We start from the raw sequence: 22,974 nt of genomic DNA on the forward strand, positions 1-22,974 counted from the left end.
CGATGACCATCTCCTCCTTGAAGAGAAGGGTGGTGCTGCGCGCGGCAGCCGCAGTGGCGGTGGCCGCTGCGCTGCCCGGCTGCGGCTTCCAGCTGCGCGGTTCGAACGGCAGCTACACGATGCCCTTCCACAGCATCTACATCGGTTTTCCGGACAACTCGGCGCTGGGCACGGAACTCAAGCGCAACCTGCGCGCGGGCAACGTGGCCATCGCCGACTCGGCCACCGCGGCCGAGGCCCAGCTGGTGGTGCTGAGCGAAAACCGCGGCAAGCAGATCCTGTCGCTGAACAGCCTGGGCCGCGTGCGCGAATACCTGCTGACCTATACGCTGTCGTTCACGGTGCGCGACCCGAAAGGCGTCGAGCTGCTGGCGCCGGCCGAGATCTCGCTGCGCCGGAACATGGCCTTCGACGAGACCCAGGTGCTGGCCAAGGAATCCGAAGAAGCGCTGCTGTACCGCGACATGCAGGCCGACCTGGTACAACAAATCATGCGCCGCCTGGCGGCCATGAAGCCGGCGACGTAAGAGGAAACCCCCATGCAACTTCGGCCTGAGGCGCTCGACGGGCACCTCGCCAAGGGGCTCGCGCCCCTGTACGTGATCACCAGCGACGAGCACCTGCTGGCGCTGGAAGCGGCGGACAAGATCCGCGCGCGGGCGCGGGCGCAAGGCTTTTCCGAGCGCGACGTGCTCACGGTCGAGCGCAGTTTCAAGTGGGGCGAGCTGCTCGCCGCCAACCAGGAAATGTCCCTGTTCGGCGACAAGAAGCTGATCGAGCTGCGCATCCCCGGCGGCAAGCCGGGCAAGGACGGTAGCGCGGCGCTGCAGAACTACGCGAAGGACCTGAACCCGGACAACCTGACCCTGATCACGCTGCCCAAGCTCGACTGGCAGACGGCCAAGGCGGCCTGGGTGGCGCAGCTGCAGCAGGCCGCGGTCTACATCGAGATCCCGAACGTGGAGCGCGCCCAGCTGCCGAACTGGATCGGCATGCGCTTGAGCAGCCAGGGGCAGGGCACCGACCGCCACGGCCTCGACTTCATCGCCGATCGCGTGGAAGGCAACCTGTTGGCGGCGCACCAGGAAATCCAGAAGCTCGGCCTGCTGTACGAGCCGGGCAAGCTGAGCTATGAACAGGTGCATGACGCGGTGCTGAACGTGGCGCGCTACGACGTGTTCAAGCTGTCCGAAGCGATGCTGGCCGGCGATCCGGCGCGCCTGGTGCGCATGCTGGAAGGCCTGAAAGGCGAGGGCGAGGCGCTGCCGCTGGTGCTGTGGGCGGTGTCCGAGGAGATTCGCACGCTGCTAAAATTGAAAGCCGGCATGGCGCAGGGCCGGCCGCTCGGTGCGCTGCTGAAGGAATACCGCATCTGGGGTCCGCGCGAACGGATGATGGAGCCGGCGCTGCGCCGGATGTCGCTGCCGACCCTGGAAGCGGCGCTGCAGCAGGCGGCCCAGGTCGACAAGATGGTCAAGGGCTTGCGCGCGAAGCAGTTCGCGGGCGATGCCTGGGATGCGATGCTGCAGCTGGCGCTGCGGGTCGCTTCGTGAAATAAATCGGACTGCACAATGGACATCACTGAATACATGCACACCATCGGCCGCCAGGCGAGAAGCGCCTCGCGCGCCATGGCCCGCGCCGACAGCGCCACCCGCAACCAGGCCCTGCTCCTGATCGCCGCCGCCATCGAACGCGACGCGCCGGCCCTGGTCGAGGCCAACGCGCGCGATCTCGACGCCGCCCGTGCCAACGGCCTGGCGCCGGCCCTGCTCGATCGCCTGGCGTTGTCGAGCAAGGCGATCGCCACCATGGTCGACGGCCTGCGCCAGATCGTCGCGCTGCCGGACCCGATCGGCGAAATCAGCGGCATGAAATTCCGCCCGAGCGGCATCCAGGTCGGCCAGATGCGCGTGCCGCTGGGCGTGATCGGCATCATCTACGAAGCGCGTCCGAACGTGACCGTGGATGCGGCCGGCCTGTGCATCAAGAGCGGCAATGCCGCCATCCTGCGCGGCGGCTCCGAAGCGATCCACTGCAACCGCGCGCTGGCCGCGCTGGTGGCCGAGGGCCTGCGCGGCGCCGGCCTGCCCGAGCATGGCGTGCAAGTGGTGGACACGGTCGACCGCGCCGCCGTCGGCGCCCTGATCACGATGCCGGAGTACGTCGACGTGATCGTCCCGCGCGGCGGCAAGGGCCTGATCGAGCGCCTGATGAAAGAGTCGACGGTCGCGATGATCAAGCACCTGGACGGCATCTGCCACGTCTACATCGACGCCAAGGCCGATCTCGCCAAGGCACTGCCGATCGCCATGAACGCCAAGACCCACCGCTACGGCACCTGCAACACGATGGAGACGCTGCTGGTGGCGCGCGCCATCGCCCCCACGGTGCTGCCGCAGCTGGCCGGCCTGTATGCGACGAAAGAGGTCGAGCTGCGCGCCGACCCGGAAGCGCTGGCCATCCTGCAGGGCTATCCGCACCTGGTGCCGGCCACCGAAGAGGACTGGCGCACCGAATACCTGGCGCCGATCCTGGCGGTGAAGATCGTCGACGGCATCGACGCCGCGATCGAGCATATCAACACCTGGTCGTCGAAGCACACCGACGCCATCGTCACCGAAGACTACAGTGACGCCATGCGCTTCCTGCGCGAAGTCGATTCGGCCTCGGTGATGGTGAACGCCTCGACCCGCTTCGCCGACGGTTTCGAGTACGGCCTGGGCGCCGAGATCGGCATCTCGAACGACAAGCTGCATGCGCGCGGACCGGTCGGGCTGGAAGGGCTGACCTCATTGAAGTATGTCGTGTTCGGACACGGCGAAATTCGCCAATAGCGTCGCCCCTGCGTAGGCAGGGGGCCAAGTTTTCGGCTGCGCCACGAACTTGGATCCCCGCCTCCGCGGGGACAACGAGTCAACACTAATAAGAAAGCACTGCATGGCCTACCTCTGGATCAAAGCCTTCCACATCATCTTCATCGCCTCCTGGTTCGCCGGCCTGTTCTACCTGCCGCGCATCTACGTGAACCTGGCCCAGGAAACCAATCCGGCGGCACTCGAGCGCCTGCTCGGCATGGCGCGCCGCCTGTTCCGCTTCACCACGATGCTGGCGCTGCCGGCGCTGCTGCTGGGCCTCTGGCTGTGGCTGGGCTACGGCATCCGCGGCGGCTGGCTGCATGCGAAACTGGCGCTGGTGATCCTGGTGATCGGCTACCATCACGCGTGCGGATCGCTGCTGAAAAAGTTCGAGCGCGGCGTGAACACGCGCAGCCACAAGTGGTTTCGCGTGTTCAATGAAGTGCCGGTTTTGCTGCTGATTGCGATTGTGATTCTGGTCGTGGTGAAGCCGTTCTAAGCTTCCGCTATCATTGTAGTAATAGCGGCCGGAGACTCCGGCCGTTTGTTTTTTGTTTTGAAACTAACAGGGGCCTCGCAAACCGTCGCGAGCGGCCGCAGATTTGGCCGAGAAGCGCAGCCGTACTAGGGTACGGCGAGCATCGCAGGCCTACGCGGCCCGGCCAAATCTGCAACGCGCGGCAGGTTTGCGAGGCCCCCACCACAACGGATAAAGGGTACCCCCGATGACCTCCTATTTCTGCCCCTGCCCACGCGGCATGGAACAAGCCCTCGCCGACGAACTCGCCGAGATCGCGCAAACCACCAACAGCAAGACGCTGAAGGTCCACAACCAGGTCCCCGGCGGCGTCCACTGCTCGGGCGACATGCTCGACGCCTACCGCCTCAACCTGCATTCGCGCATCGCCTCGCGCGTGCTGATGCGCATCGCGAATAAAACCTACAGCAACGAGAACGACATCTACGACCTGGTGCTCGAGCAGCCCTGGGAAGACTGGTTCAGTGTCGACCACACCATCCGCGTCGACCTCACCGCCATCAAGTCGCCGCTGAAAAGCCTGGAATTCACGACGCTGAAGATCAAGGACGCCGTGTGCGACCGCTTCCGCGACCAGTTCGGCAAGCGCCCGTCGGTCGACACGCGCGAGCCGGACATGCGCATCGTCGGCTTCCTCGACGCGCGCAACTTCACGATCTACCTGGACACCTCGGGCGAGGCGCTGTTCAAGCGCGGCTGGCGCGAAGAGACCGGCGACGCGCCGCTGCGCGAGAACCTGGCCGCCGGCCTGCTGCGCGTGGCCGGCTGGAAGCCGGGCGTGCCGCTGTTCGACCCGATGTGCGGTTCCGGCACGATCCTGATCGAGGCCGCCCAGATGGTGCAGGGCATCCCGCCGGGTGCGCGTCGCCGCTTCGCCTTCGAGCAGTTCGCCAACTTCGAGCGCCAGGCCTGGCAGGACATGAAGGCGGCGATCAAGCCGAACCCGCTGCCAAGCGAGCCGACCATCTTCGGTTCCGACATCTCGGGCGACATGGTGGCGATGACGCGCCATAACCTGCGCGCGGCCGGCGTCCTGTTCGAGGTGCCGCTCAAGCAGATCGAGGCGCAGCAGGTGCAGGCACCGACCGCCACCCCGGGCCTGGTGGTGACCAATCCGCCGTACGGCGAGCGGATCGGCGTGCGCGGCGATTCCACCATCCCGCAGGACGAGATGGCGGTCGGCTTCTACCAGCAGCTGTCGACCACCCTGAAGCAGCGCTTCGCCGGCTGGACCGTGTACCTGTTCACGGCCGACCTGGGCGTGCCCAAGATGCTGCGCCTGAAGGAATCGCGCAAGACCCCGTTCTTCAACGGCGCGCTCGAATGCCGCCTGTTCCGCTTCGACATGGTCGCCGGCTTCAACCGCCGCGACGGGGCAAAACCGGACGCCAAACCCGCACAACAATAACCCATGCTGCCCGAACCAGAACCCGACAACCTGCCGAAGGATCCCGTCACCCCGGTCCCGCTGCCCGCGCCGCACAAGGTTACGATGCTGTCGGCCGGCGGCCTGGCCGCACTGCTGGCCGCGCTGGCGATGCTGGGACCGTTCTCGGTCGACGCCTACTTGCCGGCCTTCCCGGCCATCCAGGACAGCCTGCATGCGACCTCGATCGAGGTCCAGCAGACGCTCACCGCCTACATGCTGGCCTTTGCCGTCATGTCGCTGTGGCACGGCGCGCTGTCGGACGCCTTCGGGCGCCGCAACGTGATCCTGGTCGGCCTGGTCGTGTTCGCGGTCGGCACGCTCGGCTGCGCGTCCGCGCATTCGGTGCACTACCTGTGGATCTTCCGCATCATGCAGGGCATCTCGGCCGGTGCCGGGGTGGTTGTCGGGCGCGCCATCATCCGCGACCTGTATTCGGATGCGCCGGCCGCGCGCCTGCTGTCAATGGTGACGATGATCTTCTCGATCGCGCCTGCCATCGCGCCGGTGCTGGGCGGCTGGGTGGTGACCCTGTTCGACTGGCGCGCCATCTTCCTCGGCCTGCTGGTGTTCAGCCTGGGCCTGTGGTGGGTGTGCTGGCAGCACCTGCCGGAAACCGTGCCGAAAGAGCAGCGCCAGCCCTTCAATCCGCGCTTCCTGGCGAAGAGCTACTGGGACATCTTCAGCTCGGTGCAATTCCAGATGAAGTCGGGCGTGACCGCCTTCAATTTCGGCGGCATGTTCCTGTTCATCTCGGGCGCGCCGGTGCTGCTGCCGGTGCACCTGCACCTGGGACCGTCGGACTTCGCCTGGCTGTTCGTGCCGGCCGTGGGCGGCATCTTCCTGGGTGCGCTGGCAGCCAACCGGCTGGCCGGCAAGATGCATTTCTCGCGCCAGATCGCGATCGGCTATACCTTCATGCTGGCCGCGGTGGCCTTCAGCGTGAGCTATCACGGCTTCTTCCCGCCGGCGCTGCCGTGGACCGTGCTGCCGATGTTCTTCTATAACTTCGGCAGTTCGGTCATCAACCCCAGCGCGACCCTGCTGGCGCTCGACCTGTTCCCGCATATCCGCGGCACCGCGGCTTCCTGCCAATCCTTCCTGACCACGCTGATGGGAGCGATCGTGGCCGGCATCGTGGCGCCGGCGCTGACCCATTCGGTGCTGGCGATGGCGCTCGGCCAGGCCGCCTTTGCACTCGCCTCGCTGGCGTGCTGGATGGTGTCGCGCCATTATCGCCGGCGCAACGGATTGGCATGAGTCGCTTGCGCAAAGATCGCAGACCTGTCATATAGGTATGCGATCATCGTTTGATCAAAATCAATACATTTCGGCCATTTGTGACTCTAAAACACATCACTTATCTTAGAAACTGTTGTTCCCGGTCAGAAATGTATATATGCTAAGACCCGTTTTCATTATCAGAACAGAGCCCAAAAAATTGCTCTTTTCGAAAGATTAAAAATAAGATACCTCGTGGCGGTTGTGCCGAAATGGCTGCCACTTTCCCAAGAATGTGGCGGCCGTGCTTGACTCAATACAATCAGACCAGGACATACGCAATCGTTTGCTGATCGCACGATTGCCGGCCATGCCTCAGATTCTCATCAAATTGCTCGCCCATTTGCAGGCGGACGATCTGGGCATGGCCGAACTGGCGGCGCTGGTCGCCACCGATGCCGGCATGACGGGCAAGATCCTGGGCGTTGCCAACAGCTCGGCTTACCACCGCGGCGGCCGCCAGGTCAGCCTCGAGCAGTCGATGATGGCGCTCGGCACCGACATGATCAAGATCCTGGTGATCGGCGACTCGGTGTTCCAGACCTTCAACAGCTTTCCGAATTCCGGCGCTACCGACCTGCGCGGCTTCTGGAAGCAATCGCTGACGACGGCGGTGCTGGCGCGCGAGATCGCGCGCCGTATCGGCTATGCCCAGTCCGAGGAAGCCTACCTGGCCGGCCTGCTGCACAATGTCGGCCGCCTGGCGCTGCTGGCCACGGCACCCAAGGAATACGCCTACAACTTCCTGGCGCACGACGACGAAGACCTGTGCGCGGTCGAGCAGCGCACGCTGCAGATCACCCATACCGAAGCCGGCGCCTGGCTGATCGAGCGCTGGCAGCTGGATTCCTTCCTGGCCGATTCGGTGCTGTACCACCATGAGCCGAGCGAGCGCCTGGAAGCCGCGCACCCCCTGATCCGCATCCTGCGCACCGCCCACGTGCTGGCCTACCACGCCGACGACATCGCGCAGGTGATCGAAGCCTGCAGGCTGTGCGGCCTGGACCCGGAGGATGCCGACGCCGTGCTGGCCGGCGCCACGCGCCAGGTCGAGAAGTCGGCGATCCACCTCGGCATCGACCTGGCCGGCGCCGACGACGTCCCGCCGCCGCCGGCCTACGCGCCGCCGCCGCCGAGCGACCCGGTGCAGCAGCGCCTGAACGAAGAGGTGCGCAACCTGGTGCTGGTCTCGGAAATCGGCCAGATCTTCACACGCCAGCAGCAGGATGGCGATAAAAGCGGACACGGCGAAACCGGGCTGCTGGAATCGATGACGCGCTCGGCGCGCATCCTGTTCGATTTCGAGAATGCGCTGGTGCTGCTGGAAAACCCGACCGGCCAGGCGCTGGTCGGGGCCGCAGTCGGCAGCCAGCAGCGCATCGCCGAATTCGCGGTGTCGCTCGCCAAGGGCGGCGCCGTGGCCGAGGCGGCGCTGGAGCGCAAGCTGGCCTTCGTGCGCCGCGACCGCCCGCTCGGCCTGCCGGAAGAGCAGCTGCTGCGCATGCTGGGCGCCGAATCGATGGTGTGCGTGCCGCTGGTCGCCGGCGGGCGCTGCCTGGGCGTGCTGGTCGGCGGCGTCGCCAGCTGGCAGCTGCCATCCTGCCAGAAGCGCGAGCGCTTCCTGCAATCGTTCGGCAACCAGGCCGCGGCCGCGCTCGAGAAAGCGATCCAGGCGCGCGGCCAGGTGCGCCGCCAGCTGGCCAACGTGGCCGAGGAATACCGCGAAGCCTCGCGCCGCGTGGTCCACGAGGTCAACAACCCGCTGGCCATCATCAAGAATTACCTGTCGGTCCTGGACAGCAAGCTGGAACGCCAGGAGCCGGTCGGTGGCGAGCTGTCGGTGCTGCATGACGAGATCGACCGCGTCGGCCAGCTGGTCAACAGCCTGACCGAGACCGATCCGATGGCGAACGGCGCCTTCGACGGCAGCCGCGGCGCCGACGTGGCGAAGGTGGTCGACGACGTGCTGCGCCTGTTCCGCACCACCGACTTCGTGCCGTCCAACGTCGAGATCGTGGTCGGCATGGCCGGCCAGGACAGCCGCGTCAAAGGCGATCCGGACGCGATCAAGCAGATCCTGGTCAACCTCGTCAAGAACGCCATCGAGGCCTTGACCGACCGCGGCGGCCGCATCGAGATCGCCAACCGCGGCCATGTCAACCGCGAACGCAGCCTGTACGTTGAGCTGGTCGTTGCCGACACCGGTCCAGGCCTGCCGCATGAGGTGCTGGCCAACCTGTTCGCCGCCGTCACGAGCACGAAGCCGGGGCCGCACCATGGTCTCGGCCTGTCGATCGTGCACAGCCTGGTCAAACAGCTGAACGGGCATATCGCCTGCCGCAGCGGCGCCACCGGCACCAGTTTTGAAATCCTGCTGCCGGCGCATGCCGGCGCCAGCGCCCCGGCCACATTGCCGGCGCGCGCGCTCGGATCCGTATAAGGCAACAATGAATCCATTCTCAGCCAGCGCCCCCGCACCCTTGCCGTTTCCGGTCAACGCCGACGGCAACGCTGCACCCGGCCTGATGGACCAGCCCAGACTCCTGCTGGTCGACGACGAACCGCGCCTGCTCACCTCCCTGTACGAACTGCTGCAGGGCCGCGGCTATCAGCTTTCGACCGCCGCCACCGGCGGCGAAGCGTTGGCCCATTTATCGAAGCTGCGCTTCGACCTGGTGCTGCTCGACCTGCGTCTGCCCGACATCGGCGGCCACCAGATCATGGATTTCATCAACGAGAAGGGCATCGACGCCGATGTCATCGTGATGAGCGGCGAGGTCGGGATCGATGCGGCGATCGGCGCCCTGAAGCGCGGCGCCTACGACTACCTGCGCAAGCCCTACAGCCGCGAAGAGCTGCTGAAGACGGTCGCCAACGCGCTGGAGCAGCGCCGCCTGGCGCAGTCGAACGCGTTCATGGCGAACCAGCTGGAAAACTCGGAGAAGATGTACCGCTACCTGGTGGACTCCTCGCCCGACATCATCTACACGCTGAACCACGAGGGCCGCTTCACCTTCATCAACGACCGCGCCTACCAGCTGCTGGGCTACCGGCGCGACGAGCTGATCGGCCAGCATTACTCGATCCTGGTGCACGACGAGGACCTGGAGCGCGCGCGCTACGTGTTCAACGAGCGCCGCGTCGACGAACGCGCCTCGCGCAACGTCGAACTACGCCTGAAGTGCCACGCCAACACCACCCACGAGCGCACCTTCAACAACACCCTGATGACGATCTCGCTGAACGCGATCGGCATGCACGTGCCCGACCAGGAAGTCAGGAAGCTCGAATTCTTCGGCACCTACGGCGTGGCGCGCGACATCACCGACCGCAAGCGCGCGGAAGAGGTGATCTCGTACCAGGCCTACCACGACATCCTGACCGACCTGCCGAACCGCATCCTGTTCAAGGACCGGCTCGGCCTGGCCGTGATCCAGGCCAAGCGCAAGCAGACCGAGCTCGCGGTGATGTTCATCGACCTCGACCGCTTCAAGCTGGTCAACGACACCCTCGGCCACGTCAAAGGCGACGAACTGCTGCAGCAGGTGGCGGGGCGCCTGAAGGAATGCCTGCGCAAGGGCGACACGCTGGCGCGCCAGGGCGGCGACGAATTCACCATCGTGCTGCCCGAGCTGCGCGACCGCGACGACGCGCGCCAGGTGGCCGATAAATTCCTCGACTGCCTGCACCTGCCGTTCGACCTGGACGGCCACGAAGTCCACATCTCGGCCTCGATCGGTATCGCTATCTATCCGGGCCACGGCGAATCGATCGACGAGCTGCTGCGCCACGCCGACATCGCCATGTACCAGGTGAAAGGGCAGGGCAAGAACGGCCACGCCTTCTACGATCCGTCGATGCAGGACGTGTCGCACCAGAAGATCGCGCTCGAGCAGAGCCTGCGCAAGGCGCTCGAGAACGAGGAACTGGAAATGTATTACCAGCCGCAGATCGACGCCATCAGCGGCCGCATCATCGGCGCCGAGGCGCTGATGCGCTGGAACCATCCGACCCGCGGCGTGGTGTCGCCGGGCGAGTTCCTGCCCTTCGCCGAAGAGAACGGCCTGATGCTGCCGATCTCGGACTGGATGATCGTCGCCCTGTGCCGCGACATGCTGCAGTGGAACAGCCTCGGCGGCAGCCAGATCAAGCTGTCGCTGAACCTGTCGCCGCAATACCTGGACCGCGGCGAATTCTTCGAGAAGATGCGCGGCGCGCTGCTGCGCCACGGGATCGCGCCGGGCCAGATCGAGGTCGAGATCACCGAGAACATCTGCATCCGCAACCCGCAGCATGCGATCGAGCAGCTGAATAAACTGGGCCAGCTCGGCGTGTCGGTGGCGATCGACGACTTCGGCACCGGCTACTCGTCGCTGGCCTATCTGCACCGGTTCCCGGTCCACACCATCAAGATCGACCAGTCCTTCGTCAAGGAGATCCACGACGAGCACGGGCACTACCCGGTGGTGCTGGCGATCATCTCGATCGCGCGCGGGCTGGGCCTGAACCTGATCGCCGAAGGCGTCGAGACCGATGCCCAGGCGCGCTACCTGCGCGCCAACGGCTGCCTGACGATGCAGGGCTACCTGTACTACCGCCCGATGCCCCTGGGCCGCTTCATCGACGTGCTGCGCGCCCAGGGCGTGCCGAGCGGCGTACCCGGCATGCTGGCCTTCCCGGCCTGATGGACGAGAGCCGCCACACCGCCGAATTCCTGCGGGTCAAGGCGCTGGCCGAGCGCGGCGTGGCCACCGCCCAGCACAGCCTGGGCTTCATGTACGTCAATGGCCAGGGCGTGCCGCGCAACGAGGAACTGGCGGTGGCCTGGTACCGCATGGCCGCCAGCAGCGGCCTGGAACAGGCCCAGTACAACCTCGGGGTGCTGTACCAACGCGGCTGGGGACCGGAACCGGGCATGACCCAGGACCTGGTGCAGGCCGTGTACTGGTACCGCCAGGCCGCCGAGCAGGGGTACGCGCCGGCCCAGTACAACCTGGGCTGGCTGTACGCCAAGGGCCAGGGCGTCGGCGCCGACGTGCAGCAGGCGCTGCACTGGTTCACGCAGGCGGCCGGGCAGGGCGACGCCGGCGCCCAGCACAACCTCGGCATGATGTACGAAGGCGGCAAGGGCGTCCCCCAGGACCTGGCGCAGGCGCTGGCCTGGTACCGGCGCGCCGCCGAACAGGGCTACGCGCGCTCGCAATTCAATCTCGCGCTGCGCCATGACAGCGGCCAGGGCCTGCCGCGCGATGCGCAGCAAGCCGTCCACTGGTTGCGCAAGGCCGCCGAGCAGGGTTATGCGCCGGCCCAGTTCAACCTCGGCCTGCGCTACGACAAAGGCCAGGACTTGCCGCAGGACGGCGCCAAAGCGATCGAGTGGTATGGCCGCGCCGCCGCACAGGGCCACTCCAGCTCGCAATTCAACCTGGCCCTGATCCACGACAACGGCCATGGCCACAACCTCGACCCCGATCCGGTGCAGGCGCTGCACTGGTTCCGCAAGGCAGCCGAACAGGGGCACGCCGGCGCCCAGGACAACCTCGGCCTGCGCTTCGAGAACGGCCTGGGCGTCGACCAGGATCATGCCCAGGCCGCGCACTGGTACCGCCAGGCCGCCGAGCAGGGGTTCGCGGGCGCGCAATACCACCTCGGGCTGCTGTACGCCGCCGGCCTGGGCGTGCCCCGGGATGCCGCGGCGGCCGCCGACTGGACCCGCCGCGCCGCCGAACAGGGCCACCTGCGTGCCCAGTTCGACCTGGCGCTGCGCTACGCGAGCGGGCAACTGAGCGGGCAAACGCGCGAACAAGCGGACGCCGGCAGCGCCGCGGCCGACCTGCAGCAGGCCTTGTACTGGTGCCGCAAGGCGGCCGACCAGGATTACGCGCCGGCCCAGTACATGCTGGCCCAGCTGCTGGACCGCGACGACAGCGGCAGCGTCGACCCGCGCCAGGCCGGCGACTGGTACCGCAAGGCGGCCGAGCAGGGCCATGCGCAGGCCCAGTTCGCGCTCGGCCTGCGCTACGACAGCGCGCACGGGGTGGCGCGCGACTACGAGGCGGCGCACTTCTGGTACCTGGGCGCGGCGCGCCAGGGCCATGTGCGCGCCCAGTTCAACCTCGGTGTGATGTACGCGGCCGGGCAGGGCGTGCCGCCGGACCAGATCGAAGCCTATGCCTGGCTGCACCGCGCCGGCGCCGCCGGGCTGGCATCGGCCGCACGCTATCTGCAGCGCGTCGCCGCGCGCATGTCGCCGGCGATGCTGGCGCAGGCCGATACCCTGATCGGAGGCGCCTGACGTGAAGATCGAATTGACCAGGCTGCGCCTGCTGGAAACCGGACTGCGGCGCTTCTGGCCGTTCCGTTCGGCCGCGCAGCTGCAGAGCTACTTGCTATGCGTGCTGGTGCCGCTGGTCGGCATCGGCGCGCTGGCCCAGGCGGTCTGGCATGCCCACGTGATCGGCATCCCGGCGGTGGCCGGCGCCTTCGGCGGCGCGCTGCCCTCGGTCTACCTGGCGCGCCCGGCCCGCTTCGGCGTCAAGGGGCCGGGCCGGGCCCAGGCCCTGGCCGCCCTCGAGGCGCGCCTGCCGCTGCTGGGCTTCCAGCCCAGCGATACCGAAACCGGCCTGTGGGTCTATCGCAAGCGCCTGCCGCGGCTGCTGCGCTGGGACCAGCAGGCCGTGCACCTGGCGATGGACGGCAACACGGTCTGGGTCAGCGGCCACTATGCGGGCCTGCTGTCGCTCAGGCGCTTCCTGCGCCAGGCTTTCCCCGCTTAGGCGGGCGCCGCTTCCGGCTGGCGCAGGCGGCTGTGCACCTCGACATCCTTGAACTCGATCAGGATCGTGGCCCCGGTGGCGAACAGGATCTCGTGGCGCAGGAAGCCTTCGCCGCAGGCGCTCAGCTCGTGGCAGGCGACGTCGCCGAAGCCGTCGCCGTCCTGGTGGAACAGCGGTTTACCAGAAGGAAAATCGACCAGGATGCGGCGGATCGCGCTGTAGCGCAATCCCCAGATCCGGCGGTCGTAGGTATCCATGATGGCTAGCTCGACCCGCACCGGATGGTCGCCGGGCACGATCCACGGGCGCGGCAGCTGGTCCAGCGGCGCCGGCCGGCTGCCGTCGCGGATATCCAGGTGCAGCAGCTCGCCGTCGTGGATGTCGGCGCGGTCGAAGAAGGCGAACACGTGCTCGGGCAGGGTGCCGCGCAGGGTTTCCAGCTGCTCGCGGTAGGCGCGCAAGGCCTTGCCCCAGCTGGCGGCATCGCTCTCGGCTTGTCCGCTGCGAACGCTTGCCCAACGTTTTTTTGTCAGATATTTCATGATTTCCCGGAGATGTGTCTGGAGCCCGCCACTGCCGGCTCATAAATACGACATGGGTGCGTTCGCGCACGGCGCTTCGCTAAGGAACTGGGGTATACTGTACATCCATACAGTGTTTCTGCCAAGATGGAACTCAAAGACAAGCTGGAAATCCTGGCCGATGCCGCCAAGTACGACGCGTCCTGCGCCAGCAGCGGCGCGCCCAAGCGCGATTCCGTCGACAAGGACGGCCTCGGCGCCACCAACGGCATGGGCATCTGTCACAGCTATACGCCGGACGGGCGTTGCGTCTCGCTGCTCAAGATCCTGCTGACCAACTTCTGCATCTACGATTGCCAGTACTGCGTCAACCGGCGCACCTCGAACGTGCCGCGCGCCCGCTTCAACGTCGACGAAGTGGTCAAGCTGACCCAGGACTTTTACCTGCGCAATTACATCGACGGCTTGTTCCTGAGTTCCGGCATCATCCAGTCCAGCGACTACACGATGGAGCAGCTGGTGGAAGTCGCGCGGCGCCTGAGGGTGGAGCATAAATTCCGCGGCTACATCCATTTGAAGACGATCCCGGATGCCGACCCGCGCCTGATCGAACTGGCCGGCAAGTACGCCGACCGGCTGTCGGTCAACATCGAGCTGCCGACCCAGGACAGCGTGCAGAAGCTGGCTCCGGAAAAGAGCGTGCACACGATCAAGCTCGCGATGGGTTCGATCCGCACCAAGCTCGACGAAAAGGACGACCACCCCAAGGCGCCGGTATTCGCCCCGGCCGGCCAGAGCACCCAGATGATCGTCGGCGCCGACGCCAGCGACGACCACACCATCCTGAACACGGCCCAGACCCTGTACGGCAGCTACAAACTCAAGCGCGTGTATTACTCGGCCTTCAGCCCGATCCCGCAAAGCCCATCCAGCGTGCCCTCCGCGCCGCCGCCGCTGCTGCGCGAGCACCGCCTGTACCAGGCCGACTTTTTGCTGCGCGGCTATGGTTTCACCGCCGGCGAACTGATGCCGCAATCCGGCAACCTGGCGCTCGACATCGACCCCAAGCTGGCCTGGGCGCTGGCCAACCGCGAGCACTTCCCAATGGACCTGAACCGCGCCGATGAAACCATGATTGCGCGCATTCCCGGCATCGGCCTGCGCTCGGCCAAGCGCCTGATCGACCTGCGCCGGCTGCGCCGCATCCGCTGGGAAGACCTGTCGCGCCTGCGCTGCAGCCTGAAAAAGCTGGCGCCCTTCGTCGTCACCGCGGACTACAAGCCGGCGCAAGGCGCGGTGTCGTCCGAGCTGCTCAGGCGTAACATGGCGGACGCCCCCGAGCAGATGAACCTGTTTCCGGAAATACAGGCCGCATGAGCGCACCGACGCCAGCGCTTCCGGCAGCGGTCCTGCGTGTGCAGGCTGGCCAGCCGCTGCTGGTCGAGACCTTTGCCGCCTGGCGCGAAGCGGCACGCGACCTGCTGGTCTGGGGTGTGCCGCCCGAGGCGATCACCTGGAGCTCGCCGCAGGCCGGCGGCGATCTGTTCTCGAGCGCGCCGGCCGCGGCCGAAACCGCGCCTCCTGCGTTCACGGCGTCCGTGCCCACGAAAAATCCACCCCATGTGCCACGCTCGCTGATGGAGATGCTGCAATCCGCCGCCTGCTGCCGCGTGCCCGACCGCTGGGCCTTCCTGTACCGCGTCATGTGGCGCTGGCAGCAGGGCGAGCACGACGTGCAGTCGCCGGCCGACGAAGACGGCGCCCGCCTGAATGCGATGGTGAAGGCGGTGCGGCGCGAGGAACACGACATGCATGCCTACATCCGTTTCCGCGAACGCCCGGTGGATGCCGGCGCGCCGCGCTTCGTCGCCTGGTACGAGCCGCGCCACGACGTACTGCCGCAGGTGGCCCAACATTTCGTCAGCCGCATGGGCAAGGTCAGCTGGATGATCGCCACGCCCGAGGCCAGCGTGCTGTGGGACGGCCAGTCGCTGCACAACACCGGCCCGCTGGTCGGCCGGGCCGAAGACCTCGACGACAGTGGCGAAGCCCTGTGGCTGACCTATTACCGCAGCATCTTCAATCCGGCGCGCCTGAACACCGCGGTGATGCAGCAGCACATCACCTCGGACCGCTGGAAGAACCTGCCGGAGGGGAAGATCGTGCCGCACATGATCAGCGAAGCCGCCATGGGTGCGCGCAAGATCGGCCAGGCCCAGGCCGTCGGCCAGCGCAAGGGGACGACGATCCCGATCGCGCCGGCGGATGCCCAGCCCGAACGCCAGCAGCCGACCAAACTCGACGAATGCCGGCGCTGTGAACTATGGCAGTTCGCGACCCAGGCCGTGCCCGGCGAAGGCCCGCAGCACGCGCCCATCATGTTCGTCGGCGAGCAGCCGGGCGACCAGGAAGACCTGGCTGGCCACGCATTCATCGGCCCGGCCGGCAAGCTGCTCGACCAGGTGTGCGACGCGGCCGGCGTCGACCGCGACACGATCTACGTCACCAACGCCGTCAAGCATTTCAAGTGGGAGCCGCGCGGCAAGCGCCGCCTGCACAAGACGCCGGCCCAGCGCGAAGTCGAGGCCTGCCACTATTGGCTGGACAAGGAACTGGCGCAGGTCAACCCGACCGTCATCGTGGCGCTCGGCGCCACCGCGCTGAAATCGGTGCTGCGCACCGCCAACGTCACCCTCAAGAATTCGCTGGGCAAGCCGATGAAAGTCGACGGACGCTGGGTCGTCACCACCTATCACCCGTCGTACGTGCTGCGCGTGCCCAGCGAGGAAGCCAAGCGGGAAGCGTTTTCGACCATGGTGGCCGGCCTCAAGCTGGCGCATGAGTTGCTCGACCGGCCGATCGACGCGCCTGAGCCGGAATAATCGTCGGTTTTTATAGGCATGTGTGCCCTTTTAATACGGCACATATGCATGTCAAAAATGTAATATTTTGTTGCGTCAATATCCCGTTTGGTGTCCACTAGCTAATCTCTAGCGACACCAACAATAAAGGGATGCCGATGAACAAACGCACTGCCTGCGCGCTGGTCCTGACTTGCCTGACGCTGCCTGTCCTTGCCCAGACCCAGCCTGAACCTGCACCTGCTGCAGCCGCCGCACCCGCCGCCGCCGTCGCGCCGGCGCAGCAAGCTGCAGCTGAACCGGCGCCGGAAACGGTCGCCGCCCAGATCCTGGTGTCCGGCAAGCGCCCCGGTCCCGGGCTGTGGAAGGTGTCCAAAGGCGACCACGTGATGTGGGTATTCGGCCTGTACTCGCCGCTGCCGCACAAGATGGAATGGGACGCCGGGCGCGTCGAACGCCTGGTGGCGCAGTCGCAGGAAGTGTTGACGCCACCGGGCGTCTCGGTCGGCACCGACAGCATTTTCGGTACCCTGGCCGCACTGCCGGCAATGATCGGCATGAAGAAGAACCCGGACGGCGCCACGCTGCATGACATGCTGCCCGCCGACGTCTACGTACGCTGGCAGGCGCTCAAGAGCAAGTACATCGGCAGCGACGACGATGTCGAACGTTATCGTCCACTGTTCGCTGCCGACGAACTGATGGAAGCCGGCCTGAAAAAGACGGGCCTCACCAAGTCGTTCGAGGTACGCAAGCAGATCGAGAAGATCGCAAAAAAGAACGACGTCAAAGTGACCGATGCCAGCGTCCATATCGCGATCGACAGCCCGCGCCGCGCGCTGAAGGAATTCAAGCAGTCGCAGATCGAAGACACTGCCTGCTTCGTCAAGACCCTGGAGCGCTTCGAATCCGACATCGATGCGATGCGCGCGCGCGGCAATGCCTGGGCCAACGGCAATATCGCCGAGATCCGCAACCTCGACTATGCCGAACGCGAAGATGCCTGCAACAGTGCCGTGTTCAACGGCTCCTTTGCCAGGAATAATCCGCAGATGCAAAACCTGCCCGAGCGCCGCCGTACAGCCTGGCTGAAAGCCGTCGACAGTGCGCTGGAAAAGAACAAGGCGACGTTTGCGATGCTGTCGATGAGCGACATTCTCGGGCCGAGGAATTACCTGTCCCTGCTGCAGGAAAAGGGCTATACCGTCGAGAGTCCGAAATGAGGCGCCGCGGCATTGCATGCGTACTGATGCTGGGCGTGCTGGCGCTCCCGGCGCTGGCCCAGACCGCATCCGACCCGGCCATGCCGCCGGCCGCCGCACCCCAGGCCGAGGGCGCATCCCCGGCACTGGAGGGCTTGCAGGCGGCGCCGGCCCAGATCGTCGTGTCCGAACGCCGCCCCGGCCCCGGGGTCTGGAAAGTCTCGAAGGGCAACCACGTGATGTGGGTGTTCGGCGTGTACTCGCCGCTGCCCAAGAACATGGAATGGGATGCGAGCCGGGTCGAGCGCCTGCTGTCGCAGTCGCAGGCGCTGCTGGCACCGCCGTCGGCGTCGGCCCACGTCGGTTTCTTCAATGGATTGCGCTTGCTGCCGCAACTGCCGCGCCTGATCGGCATCCAGAACAACCCGGACGGCGCCACGCTGCAGGAAGTGCTGCCGGCCGAGGTCTACGCGCACTGGACAGTATTGAAGGACCGCTACATCGGCGACAACGAGGACATGGAACGCCTGCGGCCGCTCTTCGCGGCGCAACGCTTGCAGGCCGCCGGGCGTGACAAGGCCGGCCTGGTGAACGGCAGCATCGTGCGCGAACGTATCTTCCAGATCGCCAAGGCCAACAAGGTCAAGGTGTTGCAGTCCGGTTTCGAACTCGAGCTGGACAACGTGGGCAAGGGGATCACCGCATTCAAGAGGACCCAGCTGAACGATGCGGCCTGCCTTGCCAGGACGCTCGACAGCCTGGAACAGGATATCGACGCGCTCCAGCAGCGCACCAGCGCTTGGGCCAACGGCAACATCGCCGAGATCGAAGGCCTCGACTACACGACGCAGGCGCACGCCTGCGACGAGGCGATCCTGGGCAGCAGCGCCGCCGAGCAGGCCAGTCCGGCATTCCGCTCGATCCGCGAGCGCCTGCGCACGGCCTGGCTGGAAGCCGCCGAAAAGGCGATGGCGGAAAACGCATCGACCTTTGCCGTGCTCGAGATGAAAGACGTGTTCGATCCGACGGGCTACCTGGGCGCGCTCCGGGCCAAGGGCTATACCGTCGACAGCCCCAGATAACGCTGCACCGGAGCGAGCGCCTGCCTAGGCGGCATCCCCATGGCCGTTGCCGCCATCCTCGCGCGCCGCGGCCTGGGCCACGCGCGCGCCCGGCGCCACATCGTGGGTCACCCAGACGTTGCCGCCGATGACCGCGCCCTTGCCGATCGTGATGCGGCCGAGCACGGTGGCGCCGGCATAGATGACCACGTCGTCTTCGACCACCGGATGGCGCGGCTGGCCTTTCTGCAGCGAGCCGTCGGCCAGCGTGGTGAAGCGCTTGGCGCCCAGCGTGACGGCCTGGTACAGGCGTACGTGCTGGCCGATGACGGCGGTTTCGCCGATCACGATGCCGGTGCCGTGGTCCATGAAGAAGCCGGCGCCGATGGTCGCGCCGGGATGGATGTCGATCCCGGTTTCCGCATGCGCCAGTTCGCCGACGATGCGCGCCAGCAGCGGCAGGCCGAGTTTGTACAGGCAATGCGCCAGGCGGTGATGGATCATCGCCAGGATGCCGGGATAGCACAGCAGCACTTCGTCGACGCTGCGCGCGGCCGGGTCGCCCTGGTAGGCAGCCAGCACGTCGCTGTCGAGCATCGTGCGGATGCCGGGCAGGGCGGCGCCGAAAGCTTGTGTGGCCGCGAGCGCCTGGCCGGCACTGTCGGCGCTGGTTAGCTGCTGCAGCGCCGCGCTGTACTTGAGCTCGATCTCCACCTGGCGCAGCAGCGCATGCAGGGCCGAGTCGAGCGCATGTGCGACATGGAATTCCTCGCTCTCCTGGCGCAGGCCGGTCGGCCCCAGGCGCATCGGGAACAGTACGCCCTTCAGCTGCCCGACGATGGCGGCCAAGGCATCGCGCGAAGGAAATTCGATGCCGCGTACCTCGCCTGTGGCAGGGCGGTGCGCCTGGCGCCATTGCTGGCGCGCGTCATGCAAGCCCTGCACGATGCCGGAGATGTCGAAATTGGCCATGGGTCTAATCTTGAAAAATTGATATGGATGAGTGCTTACTATATGAGTCCATACCACCTAATTCAAACGAATATATTAGAGCAAGGTCATGCGGCCAAAAAAAAAGCGAAGTCACGGCCGTGACTTCGCTTCCCTGCGCATCCGTAGAGCGCGGCGTGTCTTATTTGGTTTTCGACTTGCGGCGCGCAGCAACGCAACCGAGCATGGCAATGCCGAACAGGGCGAGGGTGCCGGGTTCCGGAACCTTGCCCGGGGTCGGCGTCGGGGTAGGAGTAGGCGTCGGGGTCGGCGTCGGAGCGATGACGTTGGCGGCGAAGCCGGAGATCTTGAAGAAATCGTTGCCGTCACCGAAGTAGTTCGAATGCGCGACACCCGAATAGGCCGAGTTGTAGGCGCTGACGAGCCACCAGGAAGCGGCCTTGTCGCTGCTATTGAAGTTCAGGGCGCTGCTGGTGCTCACGTTGGCATAGTCGCCGACCCATTCCCAGCCGGCAGTGTCGGTCAGGTTGGCGACCGTGCTGTTGCCGAGCACCGGTGCCTGGGTGCCGGTATAACGCAGGATGCTGACGTCGGCATCGTAGTAGCTCCAACCGATCGACAGCTGGTTCAGTGCCACGTTGTTCGTGCCAAAATTGATCAGCAGCGCTTCGGTGCCATTATAGTTGTCGATCGCGTGCTCCGGGCTGCTAATGGATTCGCCCGTGGAGGTGATGCCCAGGCCGTAGCCGGGATAGTAGGCCATCGAGGCGCTGCCGAAGGTACCCTTGGCGGTGCCGGCGGTCGACCAGGCCGATACGGTCGCACCGTAATTCATGCCGGCCGAACTTGCCGAGCATGTAATTGCAGACGACACGTTGGTACTCTGGCAGTTGTTATCATTGAAGGAAATCTGTCCGGCTTGTGCCAGCCCGGAGGTCGCTGCTACGGCAAAGGTAAAAGCAAGAACGCGGAAGTTGTTGAATTTCATGCTGGCCCCAAAATGGTAAATTTCTATAAGGATACGTAAGTTATTATATTGCAACATATCAAAGTGTTCTGATAATTTTTCGTTCCATTGAAAAAATAAGTGCTGTTGTTGCTTTTACACACACTTAGTTACCTTGTGTCACTTTTATGCGGTATCGTTGCGCGCGTCTCCTCGCGCGCGTTTACACTGTCAGGTTGTCAATGGCGGGCGAAGCCGCGTAAAATGCTGCTGACGCGGGTGTAGCTCAATGGTAGAGCCGAAGCTTCCCAAGCTTAAGACGAGGGTTCGATTCCCTTCACCCGCTCCAATCTTTCCTGCTGTTCATTCCACTCAGCCGTTCCCGCCCGCGCGCCCCCTGTCTTGACCTTATGGCAAACTATCGCCGTAACTGTTTCCATATCCACCATGCCAGACGACGACCAACGAACCCGACCACCCGACGATTCGCAAGACCAGATCGATGGCGTTTCGGGCGCGCTCATGTTCCTGAGCGGCGGCGGCGAGGTCGGGGCGATGATGCGGGCGCACGACTGGTCGACGTCACCGCTGGGGCATCCGCGCGACTGGCCGCAGGCCTTGCGCACGGTGGTCGGGCTGATGCTGAACTCCAAGTTCCCGATGTTCGTTGCCTGGGGGCCGGAGCTGGCCTTCCTGTACAACGATTCCTACCGCGACATACTGGGCGAAAAGCACCCGCAGGCGCTGGGGCGGCGCTTCTGCGATATCTGGTCCGAGATCTGGGACGATATCCATCCGCTGATCGAGCGCGCGCTGGCGGGCGAGGCCACCTACGCCGACCGCCTGTACCTCGAGATGAACCGCCACGGCTACGACGAGCCGACCTGGTTCACCTTCTCTTATTCGCCGGTGCGCGACGAGAGCGGCCGCATCGCCGGCATGTACTGCGCCTGCGTCGAGGTCACCGAACAGGTGCTGGCCGAAAAATACCGCCAGGAAGAGAACGAGCGCTTCCGCGCCCTGTTCGAGCAGGCGCCCGGCATCATGGCCGTGCTGCGCGGGCCCGAGCACGTGTTCGAGCTGACCAACCAGTCCTACCTGCAACTGGTCGGCCACCGCCACATCGTCGGGAAAAGCGCGCGCGAGGCGCTGCCGGAGGTGGCGGGGCAGGGCTTCTTCGAGCTGCTCGACCGCGTGTACACCAGCGGCGAACCTTTCGTCGGCCATGCCATGCCGCTGCGCGTGCAGCGCGAACCTGGCAGTCCGCTGGAAGAGCGCTTCCTCGACTTCGTCTACCAGCCGATCCGCAATGCCAACGGCGAGGTGTCCGGCATCTTCGTCGAAGGCAGCGACGTCACGGCGCGCAAGCTGATCGAGGACGAGCTGCGCGCCGCCAACCGCCAGAAAGACCAGTTCCTGGCCATGCTGGCGCACGAACTGCGCAACCCGCTGGCGCCGATCATGACCGCGGCCAGTTGCTCAAGCTCGGCCGCCACGACCCGAAAAGCGTGAGCAACGCCAGCGAGATCATCGCGCGCCAGGCAGCCCACATGACCGACCTGGTAAACGACCTGCTGGACGTCTCGCGCGTTACCCGCGGGCTGGTCACGCTGGAAAAGGAAGAACTCGACCTGAACGTGATCGTGGCCGCGGCGGTGGAGCAGGTGCGGCCGCTGATCGACGCGCGCCGCCATGCGCTGACCCTGCAGATGTCCGGCCAGCCGGCCCATGTGCAGGGCGACCGCACGCGCCTGGTGCAGGTGATCTCGAATATCCTCAACAACGCCGCCAAGTACACCGCGCCGGGTGGGCGTATCGTGCTGGACGTGGCGGTCGACGCCGACCAGGGCCGGGTGACCGTGACGGTGAGCGACAGCGGGGTCGGCATCGCCCCCGAAATGCTGCCCTACATCTTCGACCTGTTTACCCAGGCCGAACGCACGCCGGACCGTTCGCAGGGCGGCCTCGGGATCGGGCTGGCCCTGGTGAAAAGCCTGATCGCGCTGCATGGCGGCACGGTCCACGTCCACAGCGCCGGCCTCGGGCAAGGCAGCCAGTTCTCGCTGTGCCTGCCCTGCCTGGCGGCGCCGCCCGCACGCCAGCCGGCCGTTGCCGGCGCGCCGGGGCAGGTGGATGCCGGCCACCTGCGCGTGATGGTGGTCGACGACAACACCGACGCCGCCCAGATGCTGGCCGCGCTGCTCGAAATGCAGGGCCATGCGGTGAGCGTCGAATACGACGCCGGCGGCGCGCTGGCGCGGGCGCGCGTGGAGCGGCCGGACGTGCTGCTGCTCGACATCGGCCTGCCCGACATGGACGGCTACGAACTGGCGCGCCGCTTGCGCGACCAGCCCGAAAATGCGGATGCGACGCTGGTGGCGCTGACCGGCTACGGCCAGCACCAGGACCGCGAGCAGGCCGAGCAGGCCGGGTTCGACCATCACCTGGTCAAGCCGGCGGACCTGAACCAGGTCAACGAGGTGCTGGCCCAGGCGCAAGCAAGACGCCACGTCATCAGCCGGTAACGCGCGGCTTTTACACTTCGTTTCTAAT

Annotated in this window: 19 protein-coding genes and 1 tRNA gene; 17 read left to right on the plus strand and 3 right to left on the minus strand. The window is 65.9% G+C overall.

The genetic code is table 11. The features are described from left to right. The first annotated feature begins 2 nt into the window (after positions 1–2). From U1H99_RS00625 to U1H99_RS00670, 10 genes are all read left to right on the plus strand, one after another. Positions 3–527, plus strand: a complete 525-nt coding sequence (locus U1H99_RS00625; RefSeq protein WP_323139855.1) for an LPS-assembly lipoprotein LptE — start codon at positions 3–5, stop codon at positions 525–527. A 12-nt stretch (positions 528–539) separates the two neighbouring features. Continuing rightward, positions 540–1,553, plus strand: a complete 1,014-nt coding sequence (gene holA, locus U1H99_RS00630; protein ID WP_323139856.1) for a DNA polymerase III subunit delta — start codon at positions 540–542, stop codon at positions 1,551–1,553. Between the two features lie 18 nt (positions 1,554–1,571). Further along, on the plus strand, positions 1,572–2,837 hold the full coding sequence (locus U1H99_RS00635) for a glutamate-5-semialdehyde dehydrogenase (protein WP_323139857.1): 1,266 nt from the start codon (positions 1,572–1,574) through the stop codon (positions 2,835–2,837). A gap of 103 nt (positions 2,838–2,940) precedes the next feature. Beyond that, complete coding sequence (locus tag U1H99_RS00640; protein WP_323139858.1) at positions 2,941–3,357, plus strand: CopD family protein; 417 nt, start codon at positions 2,941–2,943, stop codon at positions 3,355–3,357. A 226-nt stretch (positions 3,358–3,583) separates the two neighbouring features. After that, positions 3,584–4,804, plus strand: a complete 1,221-nt coding sequence (locus U1H99_RS00645; RefSeq protein WP_375341572.1) for a THUMP domain-containing class I SAM-dependent RNA methyltransferase — start codon at positions 3,584–3,586, stop codon at positions 4,802–4,804. A 3-nt stretch (positions 4,805–4,807) separates the two neighbouring features. Beyond that, complete coding sequence (locus tag U1H99_RS00650) at positions 4,808–6,082, plus strand: multidrug effflux MFS transporter (protein ID WP_323139860.1); 1,275 nt, start codon at positions 4,808–4,810, stop codon at positions 6,080–6,082. A gap of 331 nt (positions 6,083–6,413) precedes the next feature. Beyond that, the gene (locus tag U1H99_RS00655; protein WP_323139861.1) at positions 6,414–8,543 is read left to right on the plus strand and encodes an HDOD domain-containing protein; all 2,130 of its coding nucleotides are present in this window, start codon (positions 6,414–6,416) and stop codon (positions 8,541–8,543) included. A gap of 85 nt (positions 8,544–8,628) precedes the next feature. Beyond that, complete coding sequence (locus tag U1H99_RS00660; RefSeq protein WP_323141185.1) at positions 8,629–10,788, plus strand: putative bifunctional diguanylate cyclase/phosphodiesterase; 2,160 nt, start codon at positions 8,629–8,631, stop codon at positions 10,786–10,788. Next, complete coding sequence (locus U1H99_RS00665) at positions 10,788–12,398, plus strand: tetratricopeptide repeat protein (RefSeq protein ID WP_323139862.1); 1,611 nt, start codon at positions 10,788–10,790, stop codon at positions 12,396–12,398. Before U1H99_RS00660 ends, U1H99_RS00665 begins: the two co-directional genes overlap by 1 nt. A gap of 1 nt (position 12,399) precedes the next feature. After that, on the plus strand, positions 12,400–12,879 hold the full coding sequence (locus tag U1H99_RS00670) for a hypothetical protein (RefSeq protein ID WP_323139863.1): 480 nt from the start codon (positions 12,400–12,402) through the stop codon (positions 12,877–12,879). Here U1H99_RS00670 and U1H99_RS00675 read toward each other — a convergent pair. Continuing rightward, positions 12,876–13,421, minus strand: a complete 546-nt coding sequence (locus tag U1H99_RS00675) for a hypothetical protein (RefSeq protein WP_323139864.1) — start codon at positions 13,419–13,421, stop codon at positions 12,876–12,878. The two genes, U1H99_RS00670 and U1H99_RS00675, sit on opposite strands and share 4 nt — an antisense overlap. Positions 13,422–13,547: 126 nt before the next feature. Between U1H99_RS00675 and U1H99_RS00680 the strand changes: the two genes are divergently transcribed. The 4 genes from U1H99_RS00680 (at position 13,548) to U1H99_RS00695 (ending at position 18,545) form a co-directional block, all read left to right on the plus strand. Then, positions 13,548–14,777 carry a putative DNA modification/repair radical SAM protein gene (locus U1H99_RS00680; protein WP_323139865.1) on the plus strand — a complete coding sequence of 410 codons (1,230 nt, stop codon included), beginning with the start codon at positions 13,548–13,550 and terminating at the stop codon, positions 14,775–14,777. Continuing rightward, entirely contained in the window at positions 14,774–16,282 is a 1,509-nt protein-coding gene (locus tag U1H99_RS00685; protein ID WP_323139866.1) for a UdgX family uracil-DNA binding protein, read from the plus strand. The genes U1H99_RS00680 and U1H99_RS00685 overlap by 4 nt, the downstream gene beginning before the upstream one ends. 137 nt (positions 16,283–16,419) lie before the next feature. Next, positions 16,420–17,484 carry a TraB/GumN family protein gene (locus U1H99_RS00690; RefSeq protein ID WP_323139867.1) on the plus strand — a complete coding sequence of 355 codons (1,065 nt, stop codon included), beginning with the start codon at positions 16,420–16,422 and terminating at the stop codon, positions 17,482–17,484. Next, positions 17,481–18,545, plus strand: coding sequence for a TraB/GumN family protein (locus tag U1H99_RS00695; protein WP_323139868.1), 1,065 nt, complete (start codon positions 17,481–17,483; stop codon positions 18,543–18,545). The genes U1H99_RS00690 and U1H99_RS00695 overlap by 4 nt, the downstream gene beginning before the upstream one ends. Positions 18,546–18,569: 24 nt before the next feature. On the opposite strand, the gene epsC is transcribed toward U1H99_RS00695, so the two are convergent. Beyond that, positions 18,570–19,496, minus strand: coding sequence for a serine O-acetyltransferase EpsC (gene epsC / locus U1H99_RS00700; protein WP_323139869.1), 927 nt, complete (start codon positions 19,494–19,496; stop codon positions 18,570–18,572). A 160-nt stretch (positions 19,497–19,656) separates the two neighbouring features. Continuing rightward, positions 19,657–20,520 carry an exosortase-dependent surface protein XDP1 gene (gene xdp1, locus U1H99_RS00705; protein ID WP_323139870.1) on the minus strand — a complete coding sequence of 288 codons (864 nt, stop codon included), beginning with the start codon at positions 20,518–20,520 and terminating at the stop codon, positions 19,657–19,659. A gap of 176 nt (positions 20,521–20,696) precedes the next feature. Here xdp1 and U1H99_RS00710 point away from each other — a divergent pair. From U1H99_RS00710 to U1H99_RS00720, 3 genes are all read left to right on the plus strand, one after another. Further along, positions 20,697–20,770, plus strand: a tRNA-Gly gene (locus tag U1H99_RS00710). Positions 20,771–20,868: 98 nt separating this feature from the next. Continuing rightward, a complete protein-coding gene (locus U1H99_RS00715) occupies positions 20,869–21,933 on the plus strand; it encodes a PAS domain-containing protein (RefSeq protein WP_323139871.1) in 1,065 nt (354 codons plus the stop codon). Then, positions 21,930–22,946 (plus strand): ATP-binding response regulator, encoded by a 1,017-nt coding sequence (locus U1H99_RS00720; protein WP_323139872.1) that lies wholly within the window; start codon positions 21,930–21,932, stop codon positions 22,944–22,946. The genes U1H99_RS00715 and U1H99_RS00720 overlap by 4 nt, the downstream gene beginning before the upstream one ends. The last annotated feature ends 28 nt before the right edge of the window (positions 22,947–22,974 follow it).

Source organism: Massilia phyllosphaerae (assembly GCF_034659755.1).
Taxonomy (GTDB): Bacteria; Pseudomonadota; Gammaproteobacteria; order Burkholderiales; family Burkholderiaceae_D; genus Telluria; species Telluria phyllosphaerae.

Coding starts and splice junctions, on each gene's coding strand:
- U1H99_RS00660 (WP_323141185.1), top strand. CDS start 8,629: ATGGACCAGCCCAGACTCCTGCTGGTCGACGACGAACCGCGCCTGCTC.
- epsC (WP_323139869.1), bottom strand. CDS start 19,496: ATGGCCAATTTCGACATCTCCGGCATCGTGCAGGGCTTGCATGACGCG.
- U1H99_RS00640 (WP_323139858.1), top strand. CDS start 2,941: ATGGCCTACCTCTGGATCAAAGCCTTCCACATCATCTTCATCGCCTCC.
- U1H99_RS00650 (WP_323139860.1), top strand. CDS start 4,808: ATGCTGCCCGAACCAGAACCCGACAACCTGCCGAAGGATCCCGTCACC.
- U1H99_RS00635 (WP_323139857.1), top strand. CDS start 1,572: ATGGACATCACTGAATACATGCACACCATCGGCCGCCAGGCGAGAAGC.
- xdp1 (WP_323139870.1), bottom strand. CDS start 20,520: ATGTTGCAATATAATAACTTACGTATCCTTATAGAAATTTACCATTTT.
- holA (WP_323139856.1), top strand. CDS start 540: ATGCAACTTCGGCCTGAGGCGCTCGACGGGCACCTCGCCAAGGGGCTC.
- U1H99_RS00625 (WP_323139855.1), top strand. CDS start 3: ATGACCATCTCCTCCTTGAAGAGAAGGGTGGTGCTGCGCGCGGCAGCC.
- U1H99_RS00690 (WP_323139867.1), top strand. CDS start 16,420: ATGAACAAACGCACTGCCTGCGCGCTGGTCCTGACTTGCCTGACGCTG.
- U1H99_RS00655 (WP_323139861.1), top strand. CDS start 6,414: ATGCCTCAGATTCTCATCAAATTGCTCGCCCATTTGCAGGCGGACGAT.
- U1H99_RS00680 (WP_323139865.1), top strand. CDS start 13,548: ATGGAACTCAAAGACAAGCTGGAAATCCTGGCCGATGCCGCCAAGTAC.
- U1H99_RS00685 (WP_323139866.1), top strand. CDS start 14,774: ATGAGCGCACCGACGCCAGCGCTTCCGGCAGCGGTCCTGCGTGTGCAG.
- U1H99_RS00675 (WP_323139864.1), bottom strand. CDS start 13,421: ATGAAATATCTGACAAAAAAACGTTGGGCAAGCGTTCGCAGCGGACAA.
- U1H99_RS00665 (WP_323139862.1), top strand. CDS start 10,788: ATGGACGAGAGCCGCCACACCGCCGAATTCCTGCGGGTCAAGGCGCTG.
- U1H99_RS00715 (WP_323139871.1), top strand. CDS start 20,869: ATGCCAGACGACGACCAACGAACCCGACCACCCGACGATTCGCAAGAC.
- U1H99_RS00695 (WP_323139868.1), top strand. CDS start 17,481: ATGAGGCGCCGCGGCATTGCATGCGTACTGATGCTGGGCGTGCTGGCG.
- U1H99_RS00645 (WP_375341572.1), top strand. CDS start 3,584: ATGACCTCCTATTTCTGCCCCTGCCCACGCGGCATGGAACAAGCCCTC.